Raw genomic sequence first — 22620 nt, forward strand, 5'->3', positions numbered from 1 at the left:
CTCCATAGTGCCCTGCCGTAGGCTGGTGTCCACGTACAGACTTAAGGAGACGGACTATGTCCTTCGATCCCTATGCGTCCCTTCCCCCCGTCGCCGCGTTCGACGTGACCAGCACCGATGTCCAGGACGGCGGAGTCCTGGCGTTGCCGCAGGTCAGCAAGGTCTTCGGAGCCGGCGGTGAAGACGAGTCGCCGCAGCTGAGCTGGGACGGCGCCCCGGCGGGCACCCGCAGCTACGCGGTCACCGTCTTCGACCCGGACGCCCCCACGGCCAGTGGCTTCTGGCACTGGGCCGTGCTGAACATCCCCGTGGAGATCACCAGCCTGCCGGCCGGTGCGGGATCCCCGGACGGCCGTCTCCTGCCCAAGGGCGCCCTGCAGCTGCGCAACGACGCCGGGTTCGCCGGTTTCGTGGGCGCCGCACCGCCCAACGGCCACGGCCCGCACCGCTACTTCGTGGTGGTCCACGCCGTGGACGTCCCGGCGCTGGAGGTCAGCCCGGAGGACGCCCCCGCCCTGCTTGGTTTCAACCTGTTCAGCCACAGCATCGGCCGCGCCACCCTCATCGCGAGGTACGAGCGCGCATGATGCACCGGACGCCGGCCATGCGTCTGGTGGCCAGCGATGTGGACGGCACCATCATGGGGCACGACGGCGTCATCAGCACCCGCACCCGGGCCGCCTTCGCGGCGGTGCGCGACGCCGGGGTGGAGGTGGTCTTCGTGACCGGCCGCCCGCCGCGCTGGCTGGGGCCGCTCGCCGACCAGATCGGCCACAACGGCACCGTGATCTGCTCCAACGGAGCAGTCATCTGGGACATGGCCGAGGACCGTCTGGTGGGGGTTCACGCCCTGATCCGGGAGCAGGTGCTGCGGCTGCAGGAGATCATCCGGGAGGTCCACCCGGAGGCCGGATTCGCGGCCGAATGCGTGCGGGGCCTGGTCTTGGAGCGCGGTTTCGTCGAGGCCCGCGGGGATTCCCCGCTCCTGGCGCAGGAGGTGGCACCACTGTCCGAGGCGCTCGGCCCGGAGGACCAGGTGGTCAAGTTCCTGGCCCTCTCACCCAGCCTGTCCGCGGAGGAGTTCCACGCCCGCGTGGCGGAGAAGGTGGGGGACCTGGCCCACGTGACGCACTCCGACGCACGGTTCTCCCTCCTGGAGATCTCCGCGCCGGGCATCACCAAGGCGCATACCCTGGAGGCCTACGCCACGGCGCGGGGGATCCGGGCGGAGGAGGTCGTGGCATTCGGGGACATGCCCAACGACGTCCAGATGCTCTCCTGGGCCGGCGAAGGCTACGCCATGTCCGGCGGGCACCCGGAGGCCCTCGCCGCGGCACGCTTCCAGGCCCCGGCCTGCGAGGACGACGGCGTGGCGCAGGTTCTGGAAAACAAGCTGCGGCTGCTGAACGGCGGGTCCGCCGGACATATGCCCGAAGGGGCATCAACAGGGAGTTGAAGATGAACGTCAAGGAATACTTCCGGAATCCCCTGGGCGAGGGCAAGCCGCTGATCCTGGCACACCGCGGCTACCGCCGCGGCACCCTGGACGGGGTTCCGCTGGAAGGCCTGGAGAACACCCTGCAGTCCTTCCGGGCCGCCCGGGAACTCGGCGTGACCCATCTGGAGACCGACCTTCGCCTGAGCGCGGACGGCGAGATCCTCTGCTTCCATGACCCCATCCTGGACCGGGTCACCGACCGCACCGGCGTGGTGTCCCGCCTCAGCTGGGATGAGATCCGCACGGCCCGCGTCCGGGGCCGTGTCCCCGTGCCCCGGCTGGCCGACGTCGTCGATCTGCTTCCGGACGCCCGCTTCAACCTGGACGTCAAGGACGCCGCGGTGGCGCAGCCGCTGGCGGCCCTGATCGAGGAGAAGAACCTCCAGGACCGGGTCCTGGTCACCTCGTTCTCCGATGGAGTCCGCAAGGCGGTCACCAACCGGGTCGCGTGGCCCGTGGCGACCTCCGCCGGCAAGGCCTCCACGGCCGCTCTCCTGTTCGGCAAGGCGCTCCGGCCGGGCTGGCTGGAGAGCCTCCTGGCCGGGGTGGATGCCTTCCAGGTGCCGGAGAAGTCCGGGAGGATCACCGTGGTCACCCGGGAGTTCGTGGAACGGGCGCACGAACTGGGCAAGCAGGTGCACGTCTGGACCGTCAACGAGGAGGCGGACATGACGCGGCTCCTGGACCTCGGCGTGGACGGCCTGGTCACGGACTGCCCGGAGGTGGCGCTGAGGCTGCTCGGCTGACGGCCGGGCGCCGCGGTCCCCGGGGCGCCTCAGTCCTGAACCCGCAGCACCGCCCGGACCGGGGCCGCGTCCGCGCCCACCCACGGCACGGGCAGGGCGATCAGCCCGGACACGCCCTCCGGGGCGGGTCCCAGGTCCAGGCCTTCGAGGATGACCACGCCGTGCTTCAGCGCCGCATGATGGGCCGGGAGGTCCTTGCTGTCCGTGGGGTCGAAGGAGTCCAGGTCGATGCCCAGGAGCCTGCCTCCCTGCGCCCCGAACCACTCCACCAGTTCCGGGTCCAGCCCCGGCATCCCCGGATCCCACTGCGCCGGCGGTGCCGAGCGGTGACGCAGAAGCAGGCGCTCCACCGGCGCCCTCCCGGCCGCGTCTCCGGCCACGGACAGCAGTGACCCGATGCGTTCCCGCACTTCAGCGGCCGGTGCGAACCCCGCCGTCGTGCCGTCCTGAGACAGGAGGCCGTGCACGTCCAGCACCAGGCAGTCGCCCACGCAGGCGTCCAGGGGGACGCCCTCGATGCCGGCGCCGTCCGGATCCACGTGGAACGGGGCGTCGATGTGGGAGCCCAGATGGGCGGAGGTGGTGACGGTCTGCACGTTGACGGACTCGCCGTCGGCGATGCCCCAGCGGAGACGGGCGTCGAAGGGCTGGTCGCCGGGCCAGCCGGGGGTGCCGGGGCCGATGGGCGGGCTGAGGTCGATGATGCGCATGGGTCTCGATTCCTGGTGGAGTGGCGGGTCAGGGCGCGGGAACGGGGAAGGACCCCGCGTGGTGTTCGAAGATGATCTGGGTCCGGGTGGGCCCCAGGTCCGGGTCCGAGCCGAGGTTCTGGCTGATGAAATCCCGCAAGGCCGGGACGCTGCGGCAGGCCACGTGCAGGACGAAGTCGTGGTCCCCGCCGATCACGAACACATGCTGGACGCCCGGTGCGGACTTCAGACGGGCGGCGATCTGCGGAAGCCTGTTCCGAACGTGGCTGTGGACGCCGACGAAGATCATCGCTTCGACACTCGCGCCGGCGGCTTCCGGATCGATGTCCGCCCGATAGCCGCGGATGGCTCTGGACTCCTCCAGGGCCCGCACACGCCCGTGGCAGGTGGACCGCGGCAGCCCCACGCGTTCGGCGAGGTCCTTGTTGGAGAGGCGGCCGTCGCGGGCGAGTTCCTGAAGGATCTTCCGGTCAATCTCCGTGAGCTGAATCTGATTCATGAAAAATCCCTCCTGACGGTGCGTGGTCCGGCATTTTGTCGTCCTGTCCCACTCTGGGTGAATCTTTGCCGGAAATCTAGTCGTGCCGTGGGGAACCTTGCGAAACTTGAGGAACCCCCGGCGAATCCCGTCCGGCAGATCCGCCCCACCGTCGTCGAGGAGAAACCGACATGACCATCGCCTCCACCGAGCCGCTCACCCGCGCCGCCTGCGAACAGGCCGACGCGCAGGATCCACTGGCCGGGTACCGCTCCGAGTTCGCCTTGCCGGAGGGCGTCATCTACCTGGACGGCAACTCCCTGGGCGCTCTGCCGCGGGCCGCCGTGGAGCGGGGCGGCACCGTTCTGGCGGAGGAGTGGGGCCGCGACCTGATCGGCAGCTGGAACAAGAACCACTGGTTCGAGCTGCCCGTCCGGATCGGGGAGAAGCTCAACCGGCTGCTGGGCGGCGGGGATGGCGGCTGCGTGGCCACGGACACCACCTCGGTCAACCTCTTCAAGGCGCTGGCCGCGGCCCTGAGGATCCAAGCGGAGGACGCCCCGGAACGGACGGTGATCGTCTCCGAACGGGAGAACTTCCCCACGGATCTGTACATCACGGAGGGGCTCATCGAGCTGCTGGGCGCCGGGCACGAACTGCGGCTCATCGACGCCCCGGGCGAGCTGGACGGTGCGCTGGGCGCCGACGTCGCCGTCGTCCTCCTGACCCAGGTCAACTACCGCACGGGTGCGCTGTGGGACATGGTGGAGACCACGCGCCGGATCCACGACGCCGGGGCGCTCGCCGTGTGGGACCTCTGCCATTCCGCGGGTGCCGTGCCGATCAGTCTGGCCGGCGACGGCGCGGACTTCGCCGTGGGCTGCACGTACAAGTACCTCAACGGCGGCCCGGGCTCCCCGGCTTTCATCTGGGCCTCCTCCCGGCACCTGGGGCGTGCTGTCTCCCCGCTGAGCGGCTGGTGGAGCCACGCGAAGCCCTTCGACATGGCACCCGGCTACGCGCCCGCGGCCGATGCGCGGAAATTCCTGGTCGGCACGCAGCCCATCCTGTCCATGGCCACCATGGAGGTGGGAGTGGACCTGGCCCTGAGCGTGGATCAGGACGCGCTGCGGGCCAAGTCCCTGGAGCTCACGGGCCTGTTCATCCGGCTGGTGGAAGAGCGCCTGCCCGGCCACCCGCTCACGCTGATCACGCCGCGCGAGGAGCGGCTGCGGGGCAGCCACGTCTCCTTCCGCCACCCCGAGGGCTACGCGGTCATGAAGGCGCTCATCGACCAGGGCGTGATCGGCGACTACCGCGAGCCGGAGGTGCTGCGCTTCGGCGTCACGCCGCTGTACCTCGGATACGCCGACATCTGGGACGCCGTGGAGACCCTGCGCCGCGTGCTCGACGACGAGCTGTGGCGGGCGCCCGCCTACCAGACGCGCGAAGCGGTCACCTGAGCCGTGCTCTCCTTTGCGTTGAGTGCTCAGTCGTGGTGGGTTCGTGGCCGGCGAAGTCGCCACGACTGAGCACTCAACCGTGGATACTCAGGTCATCCCACCTGTTTCGTGCACTCTTTTGCCAAATTGGATAGCGTGGAGTGAGGCCGCTCACGAACGGCACGGTTCCCTTCACCGCCGGTGCGGCCGTTCCCGTGGGGACCGGACATTTCAACGCACCGGATATGGGGTTAGAGCACTTCCATGCACGACGACATCAACCTGACCACCGGACGGGTCAGGCGCGTCCTGATCGAACGCCTCTGGCCGGCCGTGTACCCGGACAGTGTGCCCCTGGACGTGGCCTGGAACGAGCTTCCCGGCGAGCCGGTCCCGCCCGCGGAGGGCCTGGCCCTGGAGTACACGCCGTACCGGGTGGGCACCGTGTGGGGCGCCGCCTGGGGGACCACCTGGTTCCGCCTGCGTGGCCAGATTCCGGAGTCCTGGGCCGGGCGCCGCGTGGAACTCCTGGTTGACCTGGGCTTCGACACCAACATGACCGGCTTCCAGTGCGAAGGGCTGGTCTACACGCCCCAGGGCGAGCCCGTGAAGTCCATCAACCCGCGCAATCAGTGGCTCCTGGTGGCGGATCAGGCCCAGGGCGGTGAGGGGGTGGAGTACTTCATGGAGGCGGCGTCCAACCCGGTCCTCCTGGACTACCACCCGTTCCTGCCCACCCAGGAGGGCGACATCCGCACCTCCTCCCCGAAGAAGCTCTACACCACGCGCCGGATGGACCTGGCGCTCTTCGACGCCGAGGTTCACGAACTCTGCCTGGACCTGGAGGTCCTCTTCGAGCTCCAGGCCGAGCTGCCGGAGTCCTCGCCGCGCCGCATGCGGATCCTCCAGGGCCTGGACGACGCCCTGGACCGCGTGGACCTGCAGCGCATCTCCGCCACCGCCGCGGACGCCCGCGCCGTCCTGGCCCCTCTCCTGGAGCGCCCAGCCGAGGCCAGCGCCCACCGCGTCTCCGCGATCGGCCATGCCCACATCGACTCCGCCTGGCTCTGGCCGCTGCGGGAAACCATCCGCAAGGTGGCCCGCACCTGCTCGTCCATGACTGAGCTGATCGGCCAGGAGCCGGACTTCCGCTATGGCATGTCCAGTGCACAGCAGTACAAGTGGCTCAAGGTCCACCGCCCCGAGGTGTACGCCAAGGTGAAGGACGCTGTCGCGGACGGCCGTTTCGTGCCGCTGGGCGGCATGTGGGTGGAGTCGGACACCGTGATGCCCAGCGGCGAGGCCCTGTCCCGGCAGTTCCTCTACGGCCAGTCCTTCTTCCGCGAGGAGTTCGGCGCCGCGTGCCAGGGCGTGTGGCTGCCGGACAGCTTCGGCTACTCCCCGGCCCTGCCGCAGCTCATGCGCCGCGCCGGCTTCGAGTGGTTCTTCACGCAGAAGATCTCCTGGAACCAGGTCAACAAGTTCCCGCACCACACCTTCAACTGGGAAGGCATCGACGGCTCCCGCATCTTCAGCCACTTCCCGCCCATGGACACCTACAACGCGCAGCTGTCCGGCGAGGAGATGGCCAAGGCGAGCCGCCAGTTCCGGGAGTCCCGGGTGGCCTCCGGCTCCATCGCACCCGTCGGATGGGGCGACGGCGGCGGTGGCACCACGCGTGAGATGACCGGCAAGGCGCGCCGCCTGGCCGATCTGGAGGGCAGCGCCACGGTCCGCTGGGAGAACCCGGACGACTTCTTCGCCGCGGCCCGGGCCGAATTGCCCAAGCCGCCGGTCTGGGTGGGGGAGCTGTACCTGGAGCTCCATCGGGCCACGCTCACCAGCCAGCACCGCACCAAGCAGGGCAACCGCCGCCTGGAGCACCTCCTGGTGGAGGCCGAGCTGTGGAGCGCCACCGCAGCGGCACGCACCGGGTTCGCCTATCCGCACGAGCAGCTCGACGCCCTCTGGGAAGACCTCCTGCTGCACCAGTTCCACGACATCCTGCCCGGCACCTCCATCGCCTGGGTGCACCGCGAGGCCGTGGAGACGTATCGCCGCCTCATCTCCCAGGCGGAAGCGCTCATTGATGCTGCCCTCGATGCGCTCGCGGGCGACGGCGGGCTGCCGCTCACGTTCAACGCCGCCCCGTTCATGCGCGACGGCGTCGCTGCACTGGGTGCCTCGGCTGTGGTGAGCGACGCGGAGCCGGCGTCCGTCACGGAGGAGGCGCGCGGCGTCGTACTCCTCAACGGCGTGGTGGAGATCGTCCTGAACGCTGAGGGGCACATCGTCTCCGCCGTCGATCTGGCGAGCGGCCGCGACGCGATCCCCGCGGGCGCCGAGGCGAACGTGCTGCAGCTGCACCAGGACTTCCCGAACATGTGGGATGCCTGGGATGTGGACCGCTACTACCGCAACCGGGTCACCGATCTGCGCGAGCTCTCCTCTCTGACCGTGGAGGAGAGCGACGGCGAGGCGCGGGTGGTCCTGGAGCGCACCTTCTCCGGCTCCACCGTACGGCAGGTGCTGCGCCTGGCGGCAGGGTCCCGGACGCTGCGGATCGACCAGGAGACGGACTGGCACGAGACGGAGAAGTTCCTCAAGGTCGCCTTCCCGCTGGACGTCCGGGCCGAGCACACCGCGGCGGAGACCCAGTTCGGCTTCAACAAGCGCGTCACGCACACCAACACCAGCTGGGAGGCGGCGAAGTTCGAGACCTCCATGCACCGGTACGTGCTGGCGGAGGAGCCCGGCTTCGGCGCGGCGCTGGTGACCGAGTCCAGCTATGGCTTCGACATGACGCGCGACGCTGACGACGACGCCGGCGTGACCACCACGCTGCGACTGTCCCTCCTGCGGGCGCCGCGCTTCCCGGACCCGGAGACGGATCAGGGCCCGCACAAGCACTCGTACGGCCTGGTGATCGGTGCGGACGCCCTCATCGCGACGCAGGAAGGCATCCACCTCAACAGCCCGGTCCGCACGCGTTCCGGCGCCGCGTCCGTGGAGCCGCTGGTCCGTATCGAGGGTGAAGGCGTGCTGGTGTCCTCCGTGAAGCTGGCCCACGACCGCTCCGGCGACCTGGTGGTCCGAGTCTATGAGCCGCAGGGCCGCCGCGCCGCCGCCGTGCTGCACGTGGACCCGGCCTTCGGGAGTGGACGCGAGGTGAGCCTGATTGAGGACGAGTTGGTGGATGCGCCCGTCCTCACCGCTCCCGATGGCGGCGCTGAGCCGAGTGGACAGACAAATCCGGGCGCCGGCGTCGCGCTCTCCCTGACGCCGTTCTCCGTGCGGACGTTCCGCTTCAGCAGGGTGTAGGTCCTGCCACCCACACTCCCTCGCCACGCCATCCACCCCAGCCGAAACAGTGGGTTTCCGTTGAAACAGTGGTTTAAACCCACTGTTTCAACGGAAACCCACTGTTTCGGCGTATGTGGGTGAACTACCGCCACCCCCAGGATTGTTCAACAAAGCCTTGCTCGATTGTTGAACAATCTTCTATGATGTGAGTCACGCGGCCTCGTGAGGGCCGCCACGATCAGCTCCTCTGGACCGCACGGTCCCGCCCGGAATGGACTCACATGCTAGTTCTCATCGGGGTTCTGCTGGTGATCATCGGCTTCGCCGTCCGCCTGAACCCACTCATCGTCGTCACCGTCTCGGGGATCGTGACCGCGCTGCTGGGCGGGATGAACCCGCTCCAGATCCTGGACGCCTTCGGCTCTGGATTCGCCAGCAGCCGCTCGGTCACCATCTTCGTGGTGGTCCTGCCGGTCATCGGCATCATCGAGTACTTCGGCCTGCAGGAACAGGCCAAGAACCTCATCAGCAAGCTCGCAAAGCTCACCGCGGGCCGCGTACTCCTGGCGTACCTGGCCATCCGCCAGCTCACCGCCGCGGTCGGCCTGACCGGCATCGGCGGCCACGCCCAGGCCGTCCGCCCCCTGGTCTTCCCCATGGCCGAGGGTGCCGCCATGCGCCGCTACGGGCACGTGCCGGAACACATCAAGGAGCGCATCAAGGGACACTCCGCCGCCGCGGACAACGTGGGCGTGTTCTTCGGCGAGGACGTCTTCGTGGCCGTCGGCTCGGTGGTCCTCATCACCACCTTCGTGGACACCACCTACCACCTCCAGCTCGAGCCGCTCCAGGTGGCGCTCTGGGCCATCCCCACCGCCATCGCGGCCTTCCTCATCCACGGCTTCCGCCTGCTCCGCCTGGACAAGCAGCTGGACAAGGAATACGCCCAGCTGACCGGACACGCCGCCACCGCCGACGCAGGGAGCGCCCAGTGATCAATGTCGAAGCCGTCTACTGGTTCATCGGAGCCCTCTTCATCCTCTGGGCGTCCCTCATCGCCGGGGACGCCAACCACCGGCACCGGATCGGCAGCTCAGCCTTCTGGGGCCTGCTGGGCCTCTGCTTCTTCTACGGCACCTGGGTCCAGAGCAAGCAGGCCCCGGCCTGGGTCCTGGGCATCGCCGTCCTGGTGCTCGTGGCCCTGGCCGCCACCGGTCAGCTGTCCGACGGCAAGGCCAAGTCCTCCACCGAACAGGAGCGCATCGCCTCCGCCAAGCGCTTCGGCAACAAGCTGTTCATCCCGGCCCTGGCGCTGCCCCTGGTGACCGTCATCCTCGTCCTTGCGGCGCCGTACCTGAAGATCGGCGCCACGCCGGTCCTGGACCCCAAGAACACCACCCTGGTGGCGCTGGCGATCGCAGCGATCGTGGCCGTCGTCATCGCCGTCCTGCTCCTGAAGCCCAAGAACAAGCTGGCACCTGTGCTGGAGAGCCGCCGCATCCTCGAGTCCATCGGCTGGGCGGCCCTGCTGCCCCAGATGCTCTCCACGCTCGGCATCCTGTTCACCCAGGCCGGCGTGGGCACGGCGGTGGGGACCATCACCGGCGCCATCCTGCCGCATGGAAACCTGCTCGCCGCCGTCGCGGTCTACTGCGTGGGCCTGTTCCTCTTCACCGTGCTCATGGGTAATGGCTTCGCGGCGTTCCCCATCATGACCGCGGCCATCGGCTGGCCGGTGCTCATCCAGGAGTTCCACGGCAACCCGGCCGTCGTGTTCGCCATCGGCATGCTCGCCGGCTTCTGCGGCACGCTCTGCACCCCCATGGCCGCCAACTTCAACCTGGTCCCGTCCGCCCTGCTGGAGATGAAGAACCGCTACGGTGTCATCACGGCGCAGGTCGGCACGGCCATCCCGCTGCTGGTGGTCAACATCGGCCTCATGTACTTCCTGGCATTCTGAGAAAGGCCCCTTCATGACGGACACGCTCTTCCCCGACGCCGCCGCACACTGCGCCGCCGTGGTCCTGGACAACCTCGGCCGGGCCTACCCCTACGCCTCGCACCACGTGGAACGGTCCCGCGAAGACCTCCACACCCCGGCCGAGCTGCACCCGGCCTTCCACACCTCCTTCGACTGGCACTCCTGCGTCCACATGCACTGGCTGGGCGCGAGCGTCGTGGAAGCGGCTGCGAACGGTGAGGCCGAACTCCCCGAGGGGGTCCAGGAGCAGCTGCGCGCGGCGCTGGAGGCGAATCTGACCGAAGAGAACCTCGCCGTGGAAGCCGCTTATCTCCTGGACAACCCGTCCTGGGAGCGGCCGTACGGCTGGGCCTGGCTTCTCCGCCTGGCCGCCACGTGCAGCACCGCCCGGGACCCGCAGCTCCGCGAGTGGGGCCGCCGTCTGGAGGGCTGCGTGGACGCCGTCGCCACCCTCCTGATCCGCTGGACCGCCACCGCCGAGCACCCCGTGCGGCACGGCCTGCACACCAACTCGGCCTTCGGGCTGTCCTATCTGCACACGGCCTTCCGCGCGCTGGGACTCGAGGAAGCGGCGCTGGCCTGCGACGACGCCGGGCGGCGCTTCTTCGCGGACGACCGCGCCTGGGCCACGGAGTGGGAGCTCAGCGGCCAGGACTTCCTCTCCGCCGGCCTGAGCGAGGCCGATCTCATGCAGCGGCTGCTGCCCTCCGGCGAGTTCGCCCAGTGGCTCCACAGTTTCCTCCCGCGGCTGCACGCTGAGTCCCGGATGCTCGCCGTCGTGGGCGTGGCCGACGAGAGTGACGGCTACATGGTCCACCTCCACGGCCTCAACCTCACCCGCGCCGGGCAGCTGGCCCGCGTGGCCGCCGCACTGCCCGCGGAGGACGCCCTGCGCCCGGTGCTGCGCGCCGCCGTCGAGCCCCTCTTCCGCGCCGGCATGCACGGCCTGGCCAGCGGCGACTTCATGTCCACGCACTGGCTGGCCAGCTTCGCCTGGGACGCCCGCGAATCCATCGGGGCCCTGGCTTGAGCGTCATCGACCTGAACAGCGACGTCGGGGAGTCGTTCGGCAACTGGAGCTTCGGGGACGACGCCGCGATCCTGGCGAGCGTCTCCAGCGCCAATGTGGCGTGCGGCTTCCATGCGGGCGACCCGGTGGGCATCCGCGCCACCGTCCGGGCCGCCGTGCGGACCGGGACCACCGTGGGCGCGCACCCCGGGTACCGGGACCTGGCCGGTTTCGGGCGCCGTTTCATCGACATGGACCCGGGCGAACTGCGGGATGATGTGATCTACCAGATCGGTGCGCTGCAGGCCCTGGCCCGGGCCGAGGGCACCACTGTCCGTTACGTGAAGCCGCACGGGGCGCTATACAACACGATCGTGCACCACGAGGTGCAGGCGCAGGCCGTGGTGGACGCCGTTCGGGCCGTGGACTCCGCCCTGCCGATGCTGGTCCTCCCGGGTTCCGTGGTGGAGCGGCGGGCCGCCGAGGCCGGGCTGCGCACCGTGGCCGAGGCTTTCGCGGACCGCGCCTACCGGCCGGACGGCACGCTGGTGCCGCGCAGCCAGCAGGGCGCCGTCCTGCATGACATGGACCAGATCCTGGAACACGTGTTCCGCCTGGTGGACGGGGCCGTCCGGGCCGTGGACGGCACCGTGCTGCCCGTGAACGCCGGGAGCATCTGCGTGCACGGCGACAGCCCTGGAGCCGTCGCCATGGCCGAGAACATCCACCGTGAACTGACCGCACAGGGCGTCACCGTTCAGAGTTTCGCCTGACATGGGACGACTGCTGGGACTGCGCCGTGCGGGGGACCGTGCCGTGCTCGCCGAACTGGACAGCCTGGACGCCGTGCTGGCACTCCAGGCGGGGCTCCTCGCCGAGCCGCCGGCCGGCGTCGTCGACGTCGTGGCCGCCGCCCGCACCGTGCTGGTGACCGTCGGCCTGCCGCGCGCGCTCGCCGGCGTTGCAGAACGCATCCGCGCGGTCGACCTGTCCGCGCCGCCGGTGACCGCCGGGCGGCTGGTCACCGTGGAGGTGGTGTACGACGGCGAGGACCTGGCCGACGTCGCGCGGCTCACCGGGGTGAGTGCGGAGGCCGTGGTGGCCGCGCATACGGCGGCCGAGTGGACGGCGGCGTTCGGCGGCTTCGCGCCAGGCTTCGCGTATCTGTCTGCGCCCGGCGTCGTGCCGGTGCCGCGCCGGACGTCCCCGCGCACCCGAGTCCCGGCGGGATCCGTGGCCCTGGCGGGCGAGTACTCGGCCGTGTACCCGAATGACTCTCCGGGCGGCTGGCAGCTGATCGGCCGGACCGGTGCCGCGCTGTGGGACCCGTCGCGGGAGGAGCCCGCGCTCATCCAGGCCGGGGACCGGGTGCGGTTCACGGCCGTGCGCGAGGTGGTTTCCGCGGTGTCCGCCGTGACCAGCGCGGACTCCGGGCCTGTCGCGCTGGAGGTCCTGGCGCCCGGGCTGCAGACCCTGATCCAGGACCTGGGCCGCCCCGGGCATGCGTCCTCCGGGGTGAGCGAGTCCGGTGCGATGGACCGCGGCGCCCTCAAACGCGCCAACCGCATGGTGGGCAATCCGGCCGGCTCTCCGGGCCTGGAGACCCTCCTCGGCGGTCTTCGCCTGCGGGCCGCGGAAGATGTGATCCTGGCGGTGACCGGCGCGCGGGTGCCACTCACCATCACCACGGCCGAGGGCGCCGAGGCCTCCGTGGCCATGGACTGCCCGTTCCCGTTGCTGGCCGGGGAGTCCCTGGAGCTCGGAATGGCCGACGCCGGTCTGCGCAGCTATGTGGCCGTGCGCGCCGGAGTACGGGCGGAGACCGTTCTGGGCAGCGCGGCGAGCGATGTGCTGTCCGGGCTGGGGCCTTCGCCGGTGGCTGCCGGGACGCGGCTCGGGGTGCTGTGCGATTCGATCTCCGGAGCGGTGGGTTCTCCCGAGGCGCCCGCACCCTTGCCCGGTGCGGTGACTGAGCTCCGCGTGGTGCCGGGCCCGCGGGCCGAGTGGTTCACGGACGAGTCCGTGGAGGCGTTTTTCTCGCAGGAATGGAAGGTGACGGCCGAGTCCAACCGGGTGGGGATCCGGTTGGCCGGTGAGTGGGCCGACGGCGGCGAGGGTCCCGGGCGGAGCGGATCGAGGCCGGGGAGCCGACGGGGATTGACCCGGGCCGTGGACGGTGAGCTGCAGAGTGAGGGCACCGTGCGGGGCGCCGTGCAGGTGCCCGCGTCCGGGCTGCCCCTGGTGTTCATGGCGGACCACCCGGTGACGGGCGGGTACCCGGTGATCGGTGTGGTCCTGGATGCGGACCAGGACCGGATGGCGCAGCTGCCGCCCGGGAGCGCGGTGCGGTTCGTCCGGGCCGAGGATGGCGGCTGTGAGCTCTGAGGGCCGCGTTCCGAGGCCACCCCTCCCGTGAAACAGTGGGTTTCCGTTGAAACAGTGGTTTAAACCCACTGTCTCAGCGCAAACCCACTGTTTCACGGGAGGGCGAGCCGGGGACCAGGGTCTCGGGGCGGGCCCGCAGCAGCGGCGGGGTGGGTCGCAGCGTGACGGCGATGCCGGGATGCCCCGGCCTGGAACATAAGGTGGGCGTGTGAGTTCTGACGAGGTCCTGGAAGGGCTGCGGCGTGAGGCGCGGGCCGCACATGCGGAGACCGCGCAGTGGGTTGCGGCCGTGCTGAGGCAGCGGATCGCCGACGGCAGCCTGACACCGGGGACCAAGCTCCCGGAGGAGCCGTTCCGCGAGGCGCTGGGCGTTTCACGGAACACGCTGCGGGAGGCGTTCGCCACGCTCCACGCCGAGCGGGTGGTCACCAGGATCCCCAACCGGGGCGTGTTCGTGGCCCATCCGACGGCGGACGACGTCCGGGAGATCTACCGGGTCCGGAAACTCGTGGAGCCGGCCGCGCTGCTCTGGGCGACGCGCCTGGATGTGGCGGAGCTGGCGGCGATCGTGCGACGGGGCCGGGCCGCCGTGACCGCCCTGGACGTGCCGGGCATGGCCGGGGCGAACCAGGAATTCCACCGGAGTATCGTGAGCGCCTCCGGGAGCGAACGGCTGGACGTGCTCATGGAGCAGGTCCTGGCCGAGATGCGCCTGGTGTTCGCCGCCATGGGCTGGGACCCGCGGTTCCACGCCCCGTACGTGGAGGGCAATGAGCGGATCGTGGCACTCCTGGAATCCGGGGACCGGTCTCGCGCCGCGGAATACCTGGGTGAGTATCTCGGCCGTGCCGAGGAGCAGCTGCTGGAAGCGGTGCAGGCCCGCGGCTGAGCTGCCCAGGGACTGGTGGAGCGTGAGCACGCCACCGAGGGTCAGAACTCGCTGTCAGCGGCAGCGTGTTCGCACCGGGAATAGCGAGTTCGGCGGACGCCTGGGTCCTTTCAGCCCTTCGGCTGTTTCGGGTAGAACCGACCGCGCCGGGCCAGGACCCAGAACATGGATGCCCCGCCCACTACGGCCAGGCCGATGCCCAACGGCAGGGAGAACGCCGAGTCGCGGGACACGAATGCCGCCACGATCAGGATCATGATGAGCAGGCCGAAACTGGCCGAGTTGATGGCGAGCTTGCCCTGGAGTCCCGGTTTCACCTGGCCGTAGACGGCCGCATGCACCACGATGAACACCAGGAACGCGCCGGCGTTGACCAGGTGCCACGGCGACGGGACCGTGGTGAAGAAGCCGAGGAACACGCCGAAGGCCAGAGACAGGCCCAGCCAGTACTGGCGGGCAGTGCGCAGGACCGGGGGTTCGGTGCGTGCCATGCGGGTGATACTCCTCTGGGCGCCGTCCTGGAGGGATCGGCGCATTCGGTACGTGGGTCGGTGAACGGGTCGTTCGCGGTGGTCAGGGCAGCGGCAGGACCAGGCAGGGGCCGCCGTCGTAGAGCCCTCCGTCAATGTCTACCACAAGGCCCTCCGCGTATACGTCCGGGCCGTCGGTGAGTGGCGCCGGGTGGCCGAGGGCGTCCCCGATGATGCTGTGGCCGTGGATCATGCGCACGCCGCCGAACTCCCGCAGGAACCCGGCCGCCACGGAGGAACGTCCGCGGAAGGCGTGCCGCGTGGTCAGCCGGGCCCACACGTCCCAGTGCCGTAACGGGTCGTCCGAGCTCAGGCGCTCGGCCAGACCCGCGTTGACCTCCTCCACCGTGGAGCCGAAGGCTCGGTACTCGGTGGTGTCGGCGTGCAGCAGCAGCTGCGGACCCGCCGTCGACGGCGCCAGCGCCATGCCGGGCAGCCGGGCCAGCCAGGCGAAATCGTCTTCGTCCAGCTCGCGGTGATCGCCGTCCCGGCCGCCGTTGCGCCGCCAGGAGTCCTCGAAGGAGCGTGGCCCCGCGGCGGTCTCGAGCCGACGCGTCCCGAAGCGATGACGGCCCAGCGCCAGAACCTCGTGGTTCCCCAGCAGCGCGTGGACGGCGCCGCCGTCGTCGGCCGCCTCGGACTGCAGGTGCCGCACCAGGTGCACCACGCCCGCGCCGTCCGGCCCGCGGTCCAGGTAGTCACCCAGGAACCACAGCGTCCGGGTGCCGCCGGCCCAGTGTCCGTGGACGTCCAGGAGGCCCGCGTGCCGCAGCGCGGCCATGAGCGGGTGCAGCGCGCCGTGCACATCGCCGACGACGGCGGAACGCGCCGGCGCTTCGGCGTCAGGCACGGGGAGACTCACTCGGTCTCCGGGTCCGCGTCGGTGCCGCGCACCTTCGCGATGGCCTTCATGCCGTGGTAGACCACCAGCGAGGCGATGGAGCCGAGGGCGATGCCGGAGAAGCTCAGATCGCCTAGGTTCCACGTGTAGTCGCCGATGCCGATGATCAGGGCTATGGCCGCGGTGGTCAGGTTGACCGGGTTGGAGAAGTTGATCTTGCTCTGGACCCAGATCTTCACGCCCAGGATCCCGATCATGCCGTACAGCAGAGTGGCGACGCCGCCCAGTACGCCGATCGGGACCGTGTTGATGAGCGCTCCGAACTTGGGGGAGAAGCTGAGCAGGATCGCCACGATGCCGGCCACCCAGTAGGCCGCCGTGGAGTAGACCTTGGTGGCGGCCATGACGCCGATGTTCTCCGCGTAGGTGGTGGTGCCGGAACCGCCGCCGGCGCCGGCCAGCATGGTGGAGAGGCCGTCCGCCATGAGCGCGCGTCCCGCGTAGGGGTCCAGATTGTCGCCGGTCATGGTGGCCACGCTCTTCACATGCCCGATGTTCTCCGCCACGAGCACCAGGACCAGGGGGACGAAGAAGCCGATCACGCCCACGTTGAAGGTGGGGGTCTGGAACTGCGGCAGGCCGATCCACGCGGCGGAGTCGATGGCGGTGAAGTCCACCTCACCGCGGGCCATGGCCACGAAATAGCCCACCAGGACGCCCAGGAGGATGTTCAGGCGGCCCAGGACGCCGCGGAACAGCACCGTGACCAGGATGGTGGCCAGCAGGGTGATGAATGCCGTGAAGGGGCTCTTGAAGAAGTCCGTCTTGGCCACCGGCGCCAGGTTGAGGCCGATCAGAGCCACGATGGCGCCCGTGACCATGGGCGGCATGATGCGGTTCACCCACTCGGTGCCGACCTTCTGAACCACCACACCGACCACGAAGAGCCCGGCGCCGGCCATGAGCACGCCGCCCAGGGCCCCGGCCACACCGAACTGGTGCTGGGCCGCCAGCACTGGGGCCAGGAAGGAGAAGCTGGAACCCAGGTAGCTGGGCACCCGGCCACGCGTGATGACCAGGAACAGCAGGGTGCCGACGCCGGAGAAGAGCAGGGTGGTGGCGGGCGGCATGCCCGTCAGGATGGGCAGCAGGAATGTGGCACCGAACATGGCCACCACGTGCTGCGCGCCGATGCCGATGGTCCTCGGCCAGCTGAGCCGTTCACTGGGGGTGACCACTTCACCGGGACGGATGGTCTTACCGTCACCATGAAGCGTCCAAGAGGTTCCGAGCAGGCTCACGCGAGGCCTTTCTGGGGAGAAAAAGAGGGGATCCCTTGATTTTACGGGCCGGAATCCTTGTGACTGCCGCGTAGGACGTGACACATTTCACATTCAATCGGGGAAGAACCGGCAATCACTTGAAGTTGAAACCAATCGAAGCCCACGGAACTCCCCGAAGGAAATACACATGAGCATTGCGCACGAAGAAGCAGTCCTGGACGCCGCCGCCGTCGACGCCCTCTTCCACGAAGCCCGCACGGCCAACACCTTCCAGGGTGAGGTGACCGAGGAGCAGCTGAAGGCCATCTGGGAGCTGACCAAGTTCGGCCCGTCCGCCTTCAACGCCCAGCCGCTGCGCGTGACCTTCGTGCAGTCCCCGGAGAAGCGCGCCGAGCTCGTCGACGCCATGATGGCAGGCAACCAGCCGAAGACCGCCTCCGCCCCCGCCGTCGCCGTCCTGTCCTACGACGCCGAGTGGCACGGCAAGTGGGAGTCCTTCTCCCCGGGCTGGGACGCCCCGAAGGCCATGTTCGCCTCCAACGCGGAGCTGAGCAGCACCTTCGCCAACAACAACGCCCACCTGCAGGCCGGCTACTTCATCCTGGCTGTCCGCGCCCTGGGCCTGTCCGCCGGCCCGATGACCGGTGCCGACTTCGCCGCCATCGACTCCACCTTCTTCCCGGAGGGTGACCAGAAGAGCTTCCTGGTGGTCAACATCGGCCAGGCCGGCGAGGACGCCTGGGGCGCCCCGAAGCCGAAGTTCGGTTTCGACGAGGCCGTCACGGTTCTCTGATCCCTGTCGCGGCGAAGGCCCCGGCTCCCTTCTGGGAGCCGGGGTCTTCGTCTTCCCCGAGCCTTTGGACATTCCCCGGCGCTCAAGCGCCGGGGAATGTCCGTTTGGGCGGGGAAAGTCAGCCGGGGACGGTGGACGACGACGGCGCGGCGCCTCACGCGCTCACGCGGCTGCGGTCCTCCCGCCACTGCGCCCAGACGGTGCGGACTTGCTTGCGCACCGTCCCCTCGCCCCAGCGGCTCACGAGTGCCAGGCCGACGATGCCGGCCACCAGCGCGACGGCGCCGCCACCGAACACCGCCCAGCGGGGCCCGAACTCGTTCGAGATCCAGCCGACCAGCGGCCCACCGAGGGGCGTTCCGCCCTGGATGACCGTCATGTAGAGGGCCAGGACGCGTCCCCGGTACTCCGGCTCGGTGCGCATCTGCAGGAGCGTGTTCGCGCTGTTCAGGAAGGTCAGGGCGCACAGGCCCACCAGTACCAGCAGCACCGCGTAGAGCACGTAGCCGGGCATGAAGGCTGCCACGCAGGTGGCGACACCCAGGCCCAGGGCTCCGACCACGAGGTACCGCATGCGAGGAGCGGGGCGGCGTGCGGCGAGCAGTGCGCCGCTCAGAGTGCCGATGGCCATGACGGACCCCAGGAGGCCGTACGCGTCCGGGCCGGCGTGGAACACGGAGGCGGCCATGACCGCGTTGGTGAGCTGGAAGTTCATGGTGAAGGTGCCGATCAGGCCCGCCATGACCATGATCAGGAGCGCTCGCGGACGGCCCATCACGTAGCGGACGCCGTCCATGAGCTGGCCCCGGGACCGGGGAACCGGGGTGCTCCGCTGCAGGGCGCCGACGTTCATTCGCAGGAGCCCGACGAGCACCGCTGCGAAGCTCACGGCGTTGAGCGCGAACACCCAGCCCGTCCCGATGAGCCCGATCAGCAGGCCGGCCACGCCAGGACCGGCCAGGCGGGCCAGATTGAAGGACGCGCTGTTCAGGGCCACGGCGTTGGCCACGGAGTCCCGGCCCACGATCTCGGAGACGAAGGCCTGGCGGGCTGGGGCGTCGAAGGCGCTGGCCACGCCGAGCGCGAAGGCGATCATGTAGATCTGCCAGAGCTGGGCGGTTCCGGTGAGCACCAGCACGGCCTGCAGGAGGGCCAGCAGGCCCATGGCCGCCTGCGTGGTGAGCAGGATCTTCCGCTTGTCCAGCCGGTCGCCGAGCAGCCCGGCATAGGGCCCCAGAAGGAGGATGGGCAGGAACTGGAGGCCCGTGGTCAGGCCCACCGCCGCGCCGTCGTGGTCCGTCAGTTGCGTCAGGACCAGCCAGTCCTGCGCCACGCGCTGCATCCAGGTGCCGATGTTCGACACGAGGGCTCCGGCCGCCCAGAGGCGGTAGTTCGGGTTCTTCAGGGACTGGAACATACGGCTGCTCATACGGTGGGGGTGCGCCTCCTTGGCTTGGAACCGCCGGGGGCGGTGCGGGTCATGTCCACCAGGAGCCGGGCCGCGTCGCGCAGGGTCTGCCGCTCCGTCTCGCCCAGGCCGTCGATCCTCTCGGCGAGCCAGGCGGCCCGGAGGCGGCGGGACTCCGCCAGGACCTCGGCCCCGTCGGGGGTGATGCTGATGAGAACTTTGCGGGCGTCCTCCGGCCGGGTGTCACGCCGGACCAGGCCCTTCTCCGCCAGGGCGTTAACGGTCCGGGTCATGCTGGGCGCCTGGACGTGCTCGGCCTCGGCCAGCTGTCCCATGGTCTGAGGACCGTTCTTGTTCAGGATGGCCAGGACGGTGTTCTGTCCGGGCGTGACCGCGTCACTGCTCGCCTCGGACCGCAGGATGCGGGAGGTGCGCATGACGGCCACGCGGAGTTCGGCGGCCAGCTCCAGGAGCTCGGGGGTGGTATCCATCAATGTTTAGCATAGCTAATTAGCCATGTTAAGTAAATGGAGGGTGTGCAGGGTCACCTGCCTTCACCGACCGCTCCATAGGACGCCAGAACCAGCGAAAATCTGGCGGTTTTGGCACCTTATGGAGCAATCGATGAGCGCACGACGGCGGGGGCTCGCCTTAAACACCGCTGCCCCGGACGGATCCGGGGCGGCGGCAGGGGGTGCGGGTGCTCCTCTTCGGCGCTGCTGCGCCGGGCGGGTGCGAGGCCTGGGGAGAATACGGGGTGGATCAGCCGATGACGGAGTCCACCAGGGCCTTCGCTTCGGCCTGGACCTGCTTGAGGTGGTCCGCACCCTTGAAGGACTCGGCATAGATCTTGTAGACGTCCTCGGTGCCGGACGGGCGGGCGGCGAACCAGGCGTTCTCCGTGACCACCTTGAGGCCGCCGATGGCCGCACCGTTGCCGGGAGCCTCGGTCAGACGGGCCGTGATGGTCTCCCCGGCCAGTTCCGTGGCGGAGACGTCGGAAGCGGAGAGCTTGCCCAGCTTGGCCTTCTGTTCGCGGTTGGCCGCCGCGTCCACCCGGGCGTACACGGGAGCACCGAACTGATCGGTCAGGCCGCGGTACAGCTGGGACGGGGTGGAGCCCGTGACAGCCGTGATCTCCGAGGCCAGCAGTGCCAGCAGGATGCCGTCCTTGTCCGTGGTCCACACGGAACCGTCCTTGCGGTTGAAGGCCGCGCCCGCGGACTCCTCGCCGCCGAACGCGCCCTCGCCGGAGAGCAGCCCGGGGACGAACCACTTGAAGCCCACCGGGACCTCCACGAGCTTGCGGCCCAGACCATCGGCCACGCGGTCGATGATGGAGGAGGACACCAGGGTCTTGCCCACCACGGACGCCGGGTTCCAGCCGCTGCGGTGGCGGTACAGGTAGTCGATTGCGACGGCGAGGTAGTGGTTCGGGTTCATCAGCCCGCCGTCCGCCGTGACGATGCCGTGGCGGTCCGCATCCGCGTCATTGCCGGTGGCGATGTCGAAAGGCGCAGCGCCGCCGTCGTTCTTCATGCGGGCGATCAGCGACGCCATGGCCGCGGGGGAGGAGCAGTCCATGCGGATCTTCTCGTCCCAGTCCAGGGTCATGAACGCCCACTGCGGGTCCACGGTGGGGTTCACCACCGTGAGGTCCAGGTGGTGGCGTTCGGCGATCTCGCCCCAGTAGTCCACGCTGGCGCCGCCCATGGGGTCCGCACCGATGCGCACCCCGGCGTCGCGGATGGCGTCCAGGTCCAGGACGGACGGCAGGGAGTCCACATAGCTGCTCAGGTAGTCGAAGGTGCCGACGTTCTCAGCCTTCTGCGCGTCCACCAGCGGGATGCGGCGGACCCCGGCCAGGCCGTTCTCCAGATACTCATTGGCGCGGTTGGCGATCCAGCCGGTGGCGTCCGTGTCCGCGGGGCCGCCGTGCGGCGGATTGTACTTGAAGCCGCCGTCCGCGGGCGGGTTGTGGCTGGGGGTGACCACGATGCCGTCCGCCTGGTCGGCGTGGCCGGCATTGTTGTACGTCAGGATCGCGTGGCTGAGCGCGGGGGTGGGGGTGTAGCCATGCCGGGCGTCCAGCAGGACGGTGACGCCGTTGGCGGCCAGGACCTCCAGTGCCGTGTTCTGGGCCGGTTCGCTCAGGCCGTGGGTGTCCTTGGCCAGGAAGAGGGGCCCGGTGATGCCCTGCCCGGCGCGGTATTCCACGATTGCCTGGGTGATGGCGGCGATGTGCCGCTCATTGAAGCTCGCTTTGAGGCTGGACCCCCGGTGTCCGGAGGTCCCGAAAGCCACTCGCTGCCCCGGGTCGGAGGGGTCCGGGACCACCTCGAAGTACGCGTCCAGCAGGGCGGTCAGATCGACAAGGTCTTCGGGAAGGGCCACGGTGCCCGCGCGGTTAGCCATGGGGCCAGCATGCCAGAGAAGCCGACCGTGTTCTATGACATTCCGTGTGGTTACGCAGCTGTGACGTCGCAGGCGGTCGGAGCTTTTGTCACACGGCGCCGGTAGCCTGGTGTCACTGAACATTCGAGGGGGGACCATGAGCACGCAGACACCGGAAAACGGTGACGGCCGGCCGGACCAGGGCGGGGCGCAGGACGGCGGGCAGCCGGGAAGCCAGGCGCCCCGCTATGACGCGCCGCAGTATCCGAAACCTCAGTACCCCGCGCCGTCGTACCCTCAGCAGGCTCCTCCGCAGCAGCCGTACTACGGGCAGCCACATGCGGCGCCTCATCCGCATCGCGGCAGGCCCGTGCCTCCGGTCCCGCCGGGACCGGCGTCGGCCACCTACCCGGGGGCTCCGCAGCCGTTCCCGCCCTATGGGCAGCCACAATTCGGGCAGCCACAGTTCAATCAAGCTCAGCTCAACCAGCCGCAGTATGGTCAGCAGCCCTACGGGGGCCAGCCGCTCCCCGGGCAGTACCCGCAGCAGGGCCGTCCGGGTCCGGGCATGCCGCCGGCCGGTCCGTACGGCCAGCCCTACTACGTGCCCTATGCACCGCCGCGGCCCACCGGCCTGAGCGTCACCGCCATGATCCTGGGCATCGTGGGCGCCGTGAGCTTCGGGACGCTCTTCTTCCCCCAGGTCCTCGCGGTGGTGTTCGGGCACATCGGTCTGAAGAAGGAACCGGCCGGCCGGGGAATGGCGATCGCGGGCCTGATCACGGGCTACATCATGGTGGGCCTGACGATCGTGTACTGGCTGTTCCTCCTAGCCATGAGCAGCAGATACAGCTGAGCGGCGGGTGCAACGGCACCCACTGACGTGAAAGCGCGACGGCGGGGATCCGCCGTCGCGCTTTCACCTCACCG

21 protein-coding genes are annotated in these 22620 nt (G+C 69.6%); 13 read left to right on the plus strand and 8 right to left on the minus strand.

Annotated elements, in window-relative coordinates; genetic code table 11:
- Positions 1-56 precede the first annotated feature (56 nt).
- The 3 genes from Q9R02_RS07295 to Q9R02_RS07305 are packed head-to-tail and all read left to right on the plus strand — an operon-like array spanning position 57 to position 2244.
- A complete protein-coding gene (locus Q9R02_RS07295) occupies positions 57-587 on the plus strand; it encodes a YbhB/YbcL family Raf kinase inhibitor-like protein (protein ID WP_305995993.1) in 531 nt (176 codons plus the stop codon).
- Positions 584-1456, plus strand: coding sequence for an HAD family hydrolase (locus Q9R02_RS07300; protein ID WP_305995994.1), 873 nt, complete (start codon positions 584-586; stop codon positions 1454-1456). Before Q9R02_RS07295 ends, Q9R02_RS07300 begins: the two co-directional genes overlap by 4 nt.
- A gap of 2 nt (positions 1457-1458) precedes the next feature.
- On the plus strand, positions 1459-2244 hold the full coding sequence (locus tag Q9R02_RS07305) for a glycerophosphodiester phosphodiesterase family protein (RefSeq protein WP_305995995.1): 786 nt from the start codon (positions 1459-1461) through the stop codon (positions 2242-2244).
- Positions 2245-2273: 29 nt separating this feature from the next.
- Here Q9R02_RS07305 and Q9R02_RS07310 read toward each other — a convergent pair whose 3' ends face one another.
- Together Q9R02_RS07310 and Q9R02_RS07315 are read right to left on the minus strand one after the other, a co-directional pair.
- Positions 2274-2954 carry a cyclase family protein gene (locus tag Q9R02_RS07310; RefSeq protein WP_305995996.1) on the minus strand — a complete coding sequence of 227 codons (681 nt, stop codon included), beginning with the start codon at positions 2952-2954 and terminating at the stop codon, positions 2274-2276.
- A gap of 28 nt (positions 2955-2982) precedes the next feature.
- On the minus strand, positions 2983-3453 hold the full coding sequence (locus tag Q9R02_RS07315; RefSeq protein ID WP_305995997.1) for an Lrp/AsnC family transcriptional regulator: 471 nt from the start codon (positions 3451-3453) through the stop codon (positions 2983-2985).
- Positions 3454-3623: 170 nt separating this feature from the next.
- Here Q9R02_RS07315 and kynU point away from each other — a divergent pair, with 170 nt between their 5' ends.
- From kynU to Q9R02_RS07355, 8 genes are all read left to right on the plus strand, one after another.
- On the plus strand, positions 3624-4895 hold the full coding sequence (kynU, locus tag Q9R02_RS07320; RefSeq protein ID WP_305995998.1) for a kynureninase: 1272 nt from the start codon (positions 3624-3626) through the stop codon (positions 4893-4895).
- Between the two features lie 243 nt (positions 4896-5138).
- On the plus strand, positions 5139-8195 hold the full coding sequence (locus Q9R02_RS07325) for an alpha-mannosidase (RefSeq protein ID WP_305995999.1): 3057 nt from the start codon (positions 5139-5141) through the stop codon (positions 8193-8195).
- A 263-nt stretch (positions 8196-8458) separates the two neighbouring features.
- Entirely contained in the window at positions 8459-9172 is a 714-nt protein-coding gene (locus Q9R02_RS07330; protein ID WP_305996000.1) for a DUF969 domain-containing protein, read from the plus strand.
- The gene (locus tag Q9R02_RS07335; protein ID WP_305996001.1) at positions 9169-10137 is read left to right on the plus strand and encodes a DUF979 domain-containing protein; all 969 of its coding nucleotides are present in this window, start codon (positions 9169-9171) and stop codon (positions 10135-10137) included. The genes Q9R02_RS07330 and Q9R02_RS07335 overlap by 4 nt, the downstream gene beginning before the upstream one ends.
- A 13-nt stretch (positions 10138-10150) precedes the next feature.
- Positions 10151-11188, plus strand: coding sequence for a DUF2891 family protein (locus tag Q9R02_RS07340; protein WP_305996002.1), 1038 nt, complete (start codon positions 10151-10153; stop codon positions 11186-11188).
- Positions 11185-11940 carry a LamB/YcsF family protein gene (locus Q9R02_RS07345; RefSeq protein WP_305996003.1) on the plus strand — a complete coding sequence of 252 codons (756 nt, stop codon included), beginning with the start codon at positions 11185-11187 and terminating at the stop codon, positions 11938-11940. The genes Q9R02_RS07340 and Q9R02_RS07345 overlap by 4 nt, the downstream gene beginning before the upstream one ends.
- Position 11941: 1 nt before the next feature.
- Positions 11942-13552, plus strand: coding sequence for a 5-oxoprolinase subunit B/C family protein (locus tag Q9R02_RS07350; protein WP_305996004.1), 1611 nt, complete (start codon positions 11942-11944; stop codon positions 13550-13552).
- A 208-nt stretch (positions 13553-13760) separates the two neighbouring features.
- Complete coding sequence (locus Q9R02_RS07355) at positions 13761-14441, plus strand: GntR family transcriptional regulator (protein WP_305996005.1); 681 nt, start codon at positions 13761-13763, stop codon at positions 14439-14441.
- A gap of 110 nt (positions 14442-14551) precedes the next feature.
- On the opposite strand, the gene Q9R02_RS07360 is transcribed toward Q9R02_RS07355, so the two are convergent.
- The 3 genes from Q9R02_RS07360 to Q9R02_RS07370 form a co-directional block, all read right to left on the minus strand.
- Positions 14552-14932 carry a hypothetical protein gene (locus Q9R02_RS07360; RefSeq protein ID WP_305996006.1) on the minus strand — a complete coding sequence of 127 codons (381 nt, stop codon included), beginning with the start codon at positions 14930-14932 and terminating at the stop codon, positions 14552-14554.
- An 82-nt stretch (positions 14933-15014) separates the two neighbouring features.
- Positions 15015-15821 (minus strand): metallophosphoesterase, encoded by an 807-nt coding sequence (locus Q9R02_RS07365; RefSeq protein WP_305996007.1) that lies wholly within the window; start codon positions 15819-15821, stop codon positions 15015-15017.
- A gap of 8 nt (positions 15822-15829) precedes the next feature.
- A complete protein-coding gene (locus Q9R02_RS07370; RefSeq protein WP_305996008.1) occupies positions 15830-17113 on the minus strand; it encodes a uracil-xanthine permease family protein in 1284 nt (427 codons plus the stop codon).
- Positions 17114-17282: 169 nt separating this feature from the next.
- On the opposite strand from Q9R02_RS07370, the gene Q9R02_RS07375 reads away from it, so the two are divergent.
- A complete protein-coding gene (locus Q9R02_RS07375; protein ID WP_305996009.1) occupies positions 17283-17888 on the plus strand; it encodes a malonic semialdehyde reductase in 606 nt (201 codons plus the stop codon).
- A 154-nt stretch (positions 17889-18042) separates the two neighbouring features.
- Here Q9R02_RS07375 and Q9R02_RS07380 read toward each other — a convergent pair whose 3' ends face one another.
- From Q9R02_RS07380 to pgm, 3 genes are all read right to left on the minus strand, one after another.
- Complete coding sequence (locus Q9R02_RS07380) at positions 18043-19317, minus strand: MFS transporter (protein ID WP_305996010.1); 1275 nt, start codon at positions 19315-19317, stop codon at positions 18043-18045.
- Positions 19314-19787, minus strand: coding sequence for a MarR family winged helix-turn-helix transcriptional regulator (locus tag Q9R02_RS07385; protein WP_305996011.1), 474 nt, complete (start codon positions 19785-19787; stop codon positions 19314-19316). The genes Q9R02_RS07380 and Q9R02_RS07385 overlap by 4 nt, the downstream gene beginning before the upstream one ends.
- A gap of 271 nt (positions 19788-20058) precedes the next feature.
- Positions 20059-21711: a phosphoglucomutase (alpha-D-glucose-1,6-bisphosphate-dependent) gene (gene pgm / locus Q9R02_RS07390; RefSeq protein ID WP_305996012.1), complete on the minus strand. Its 1653-nt coding sequence runs from the start codon at positions 21709-21711 to the stop codon at positions 20059-20061.
- 136 nt (positions 21712-21847) lie between these two features.
- On the opposite strand from pgm, the gene Q9R02_RS07395 reads away from it, so the two are divergent.
- Positions 21848-22546 (plus strand): DUF4190 domain-containing protein, encoded by a 699-nt coding sequence (locus Q9R02_RS07395; RefSeq protein ID WP_305996013.1) that lies wholly within the window; start codon positions 21848-21850, stop codon positions 22544-22546.
- Positions 22547-22620 lie beyond the last annotated feature (74 nt).

Source organism: Arthrobacter horti (assembly GCF_030731045.1).
In the GTDB taxonomy this organism is placed as follows: Bacteria; Actinomycetota; Actinomycetes; order Actinomycetales; family Micrococcaceae; genus Arthrobacter_E; species Arthrobacter_E nanjingensis.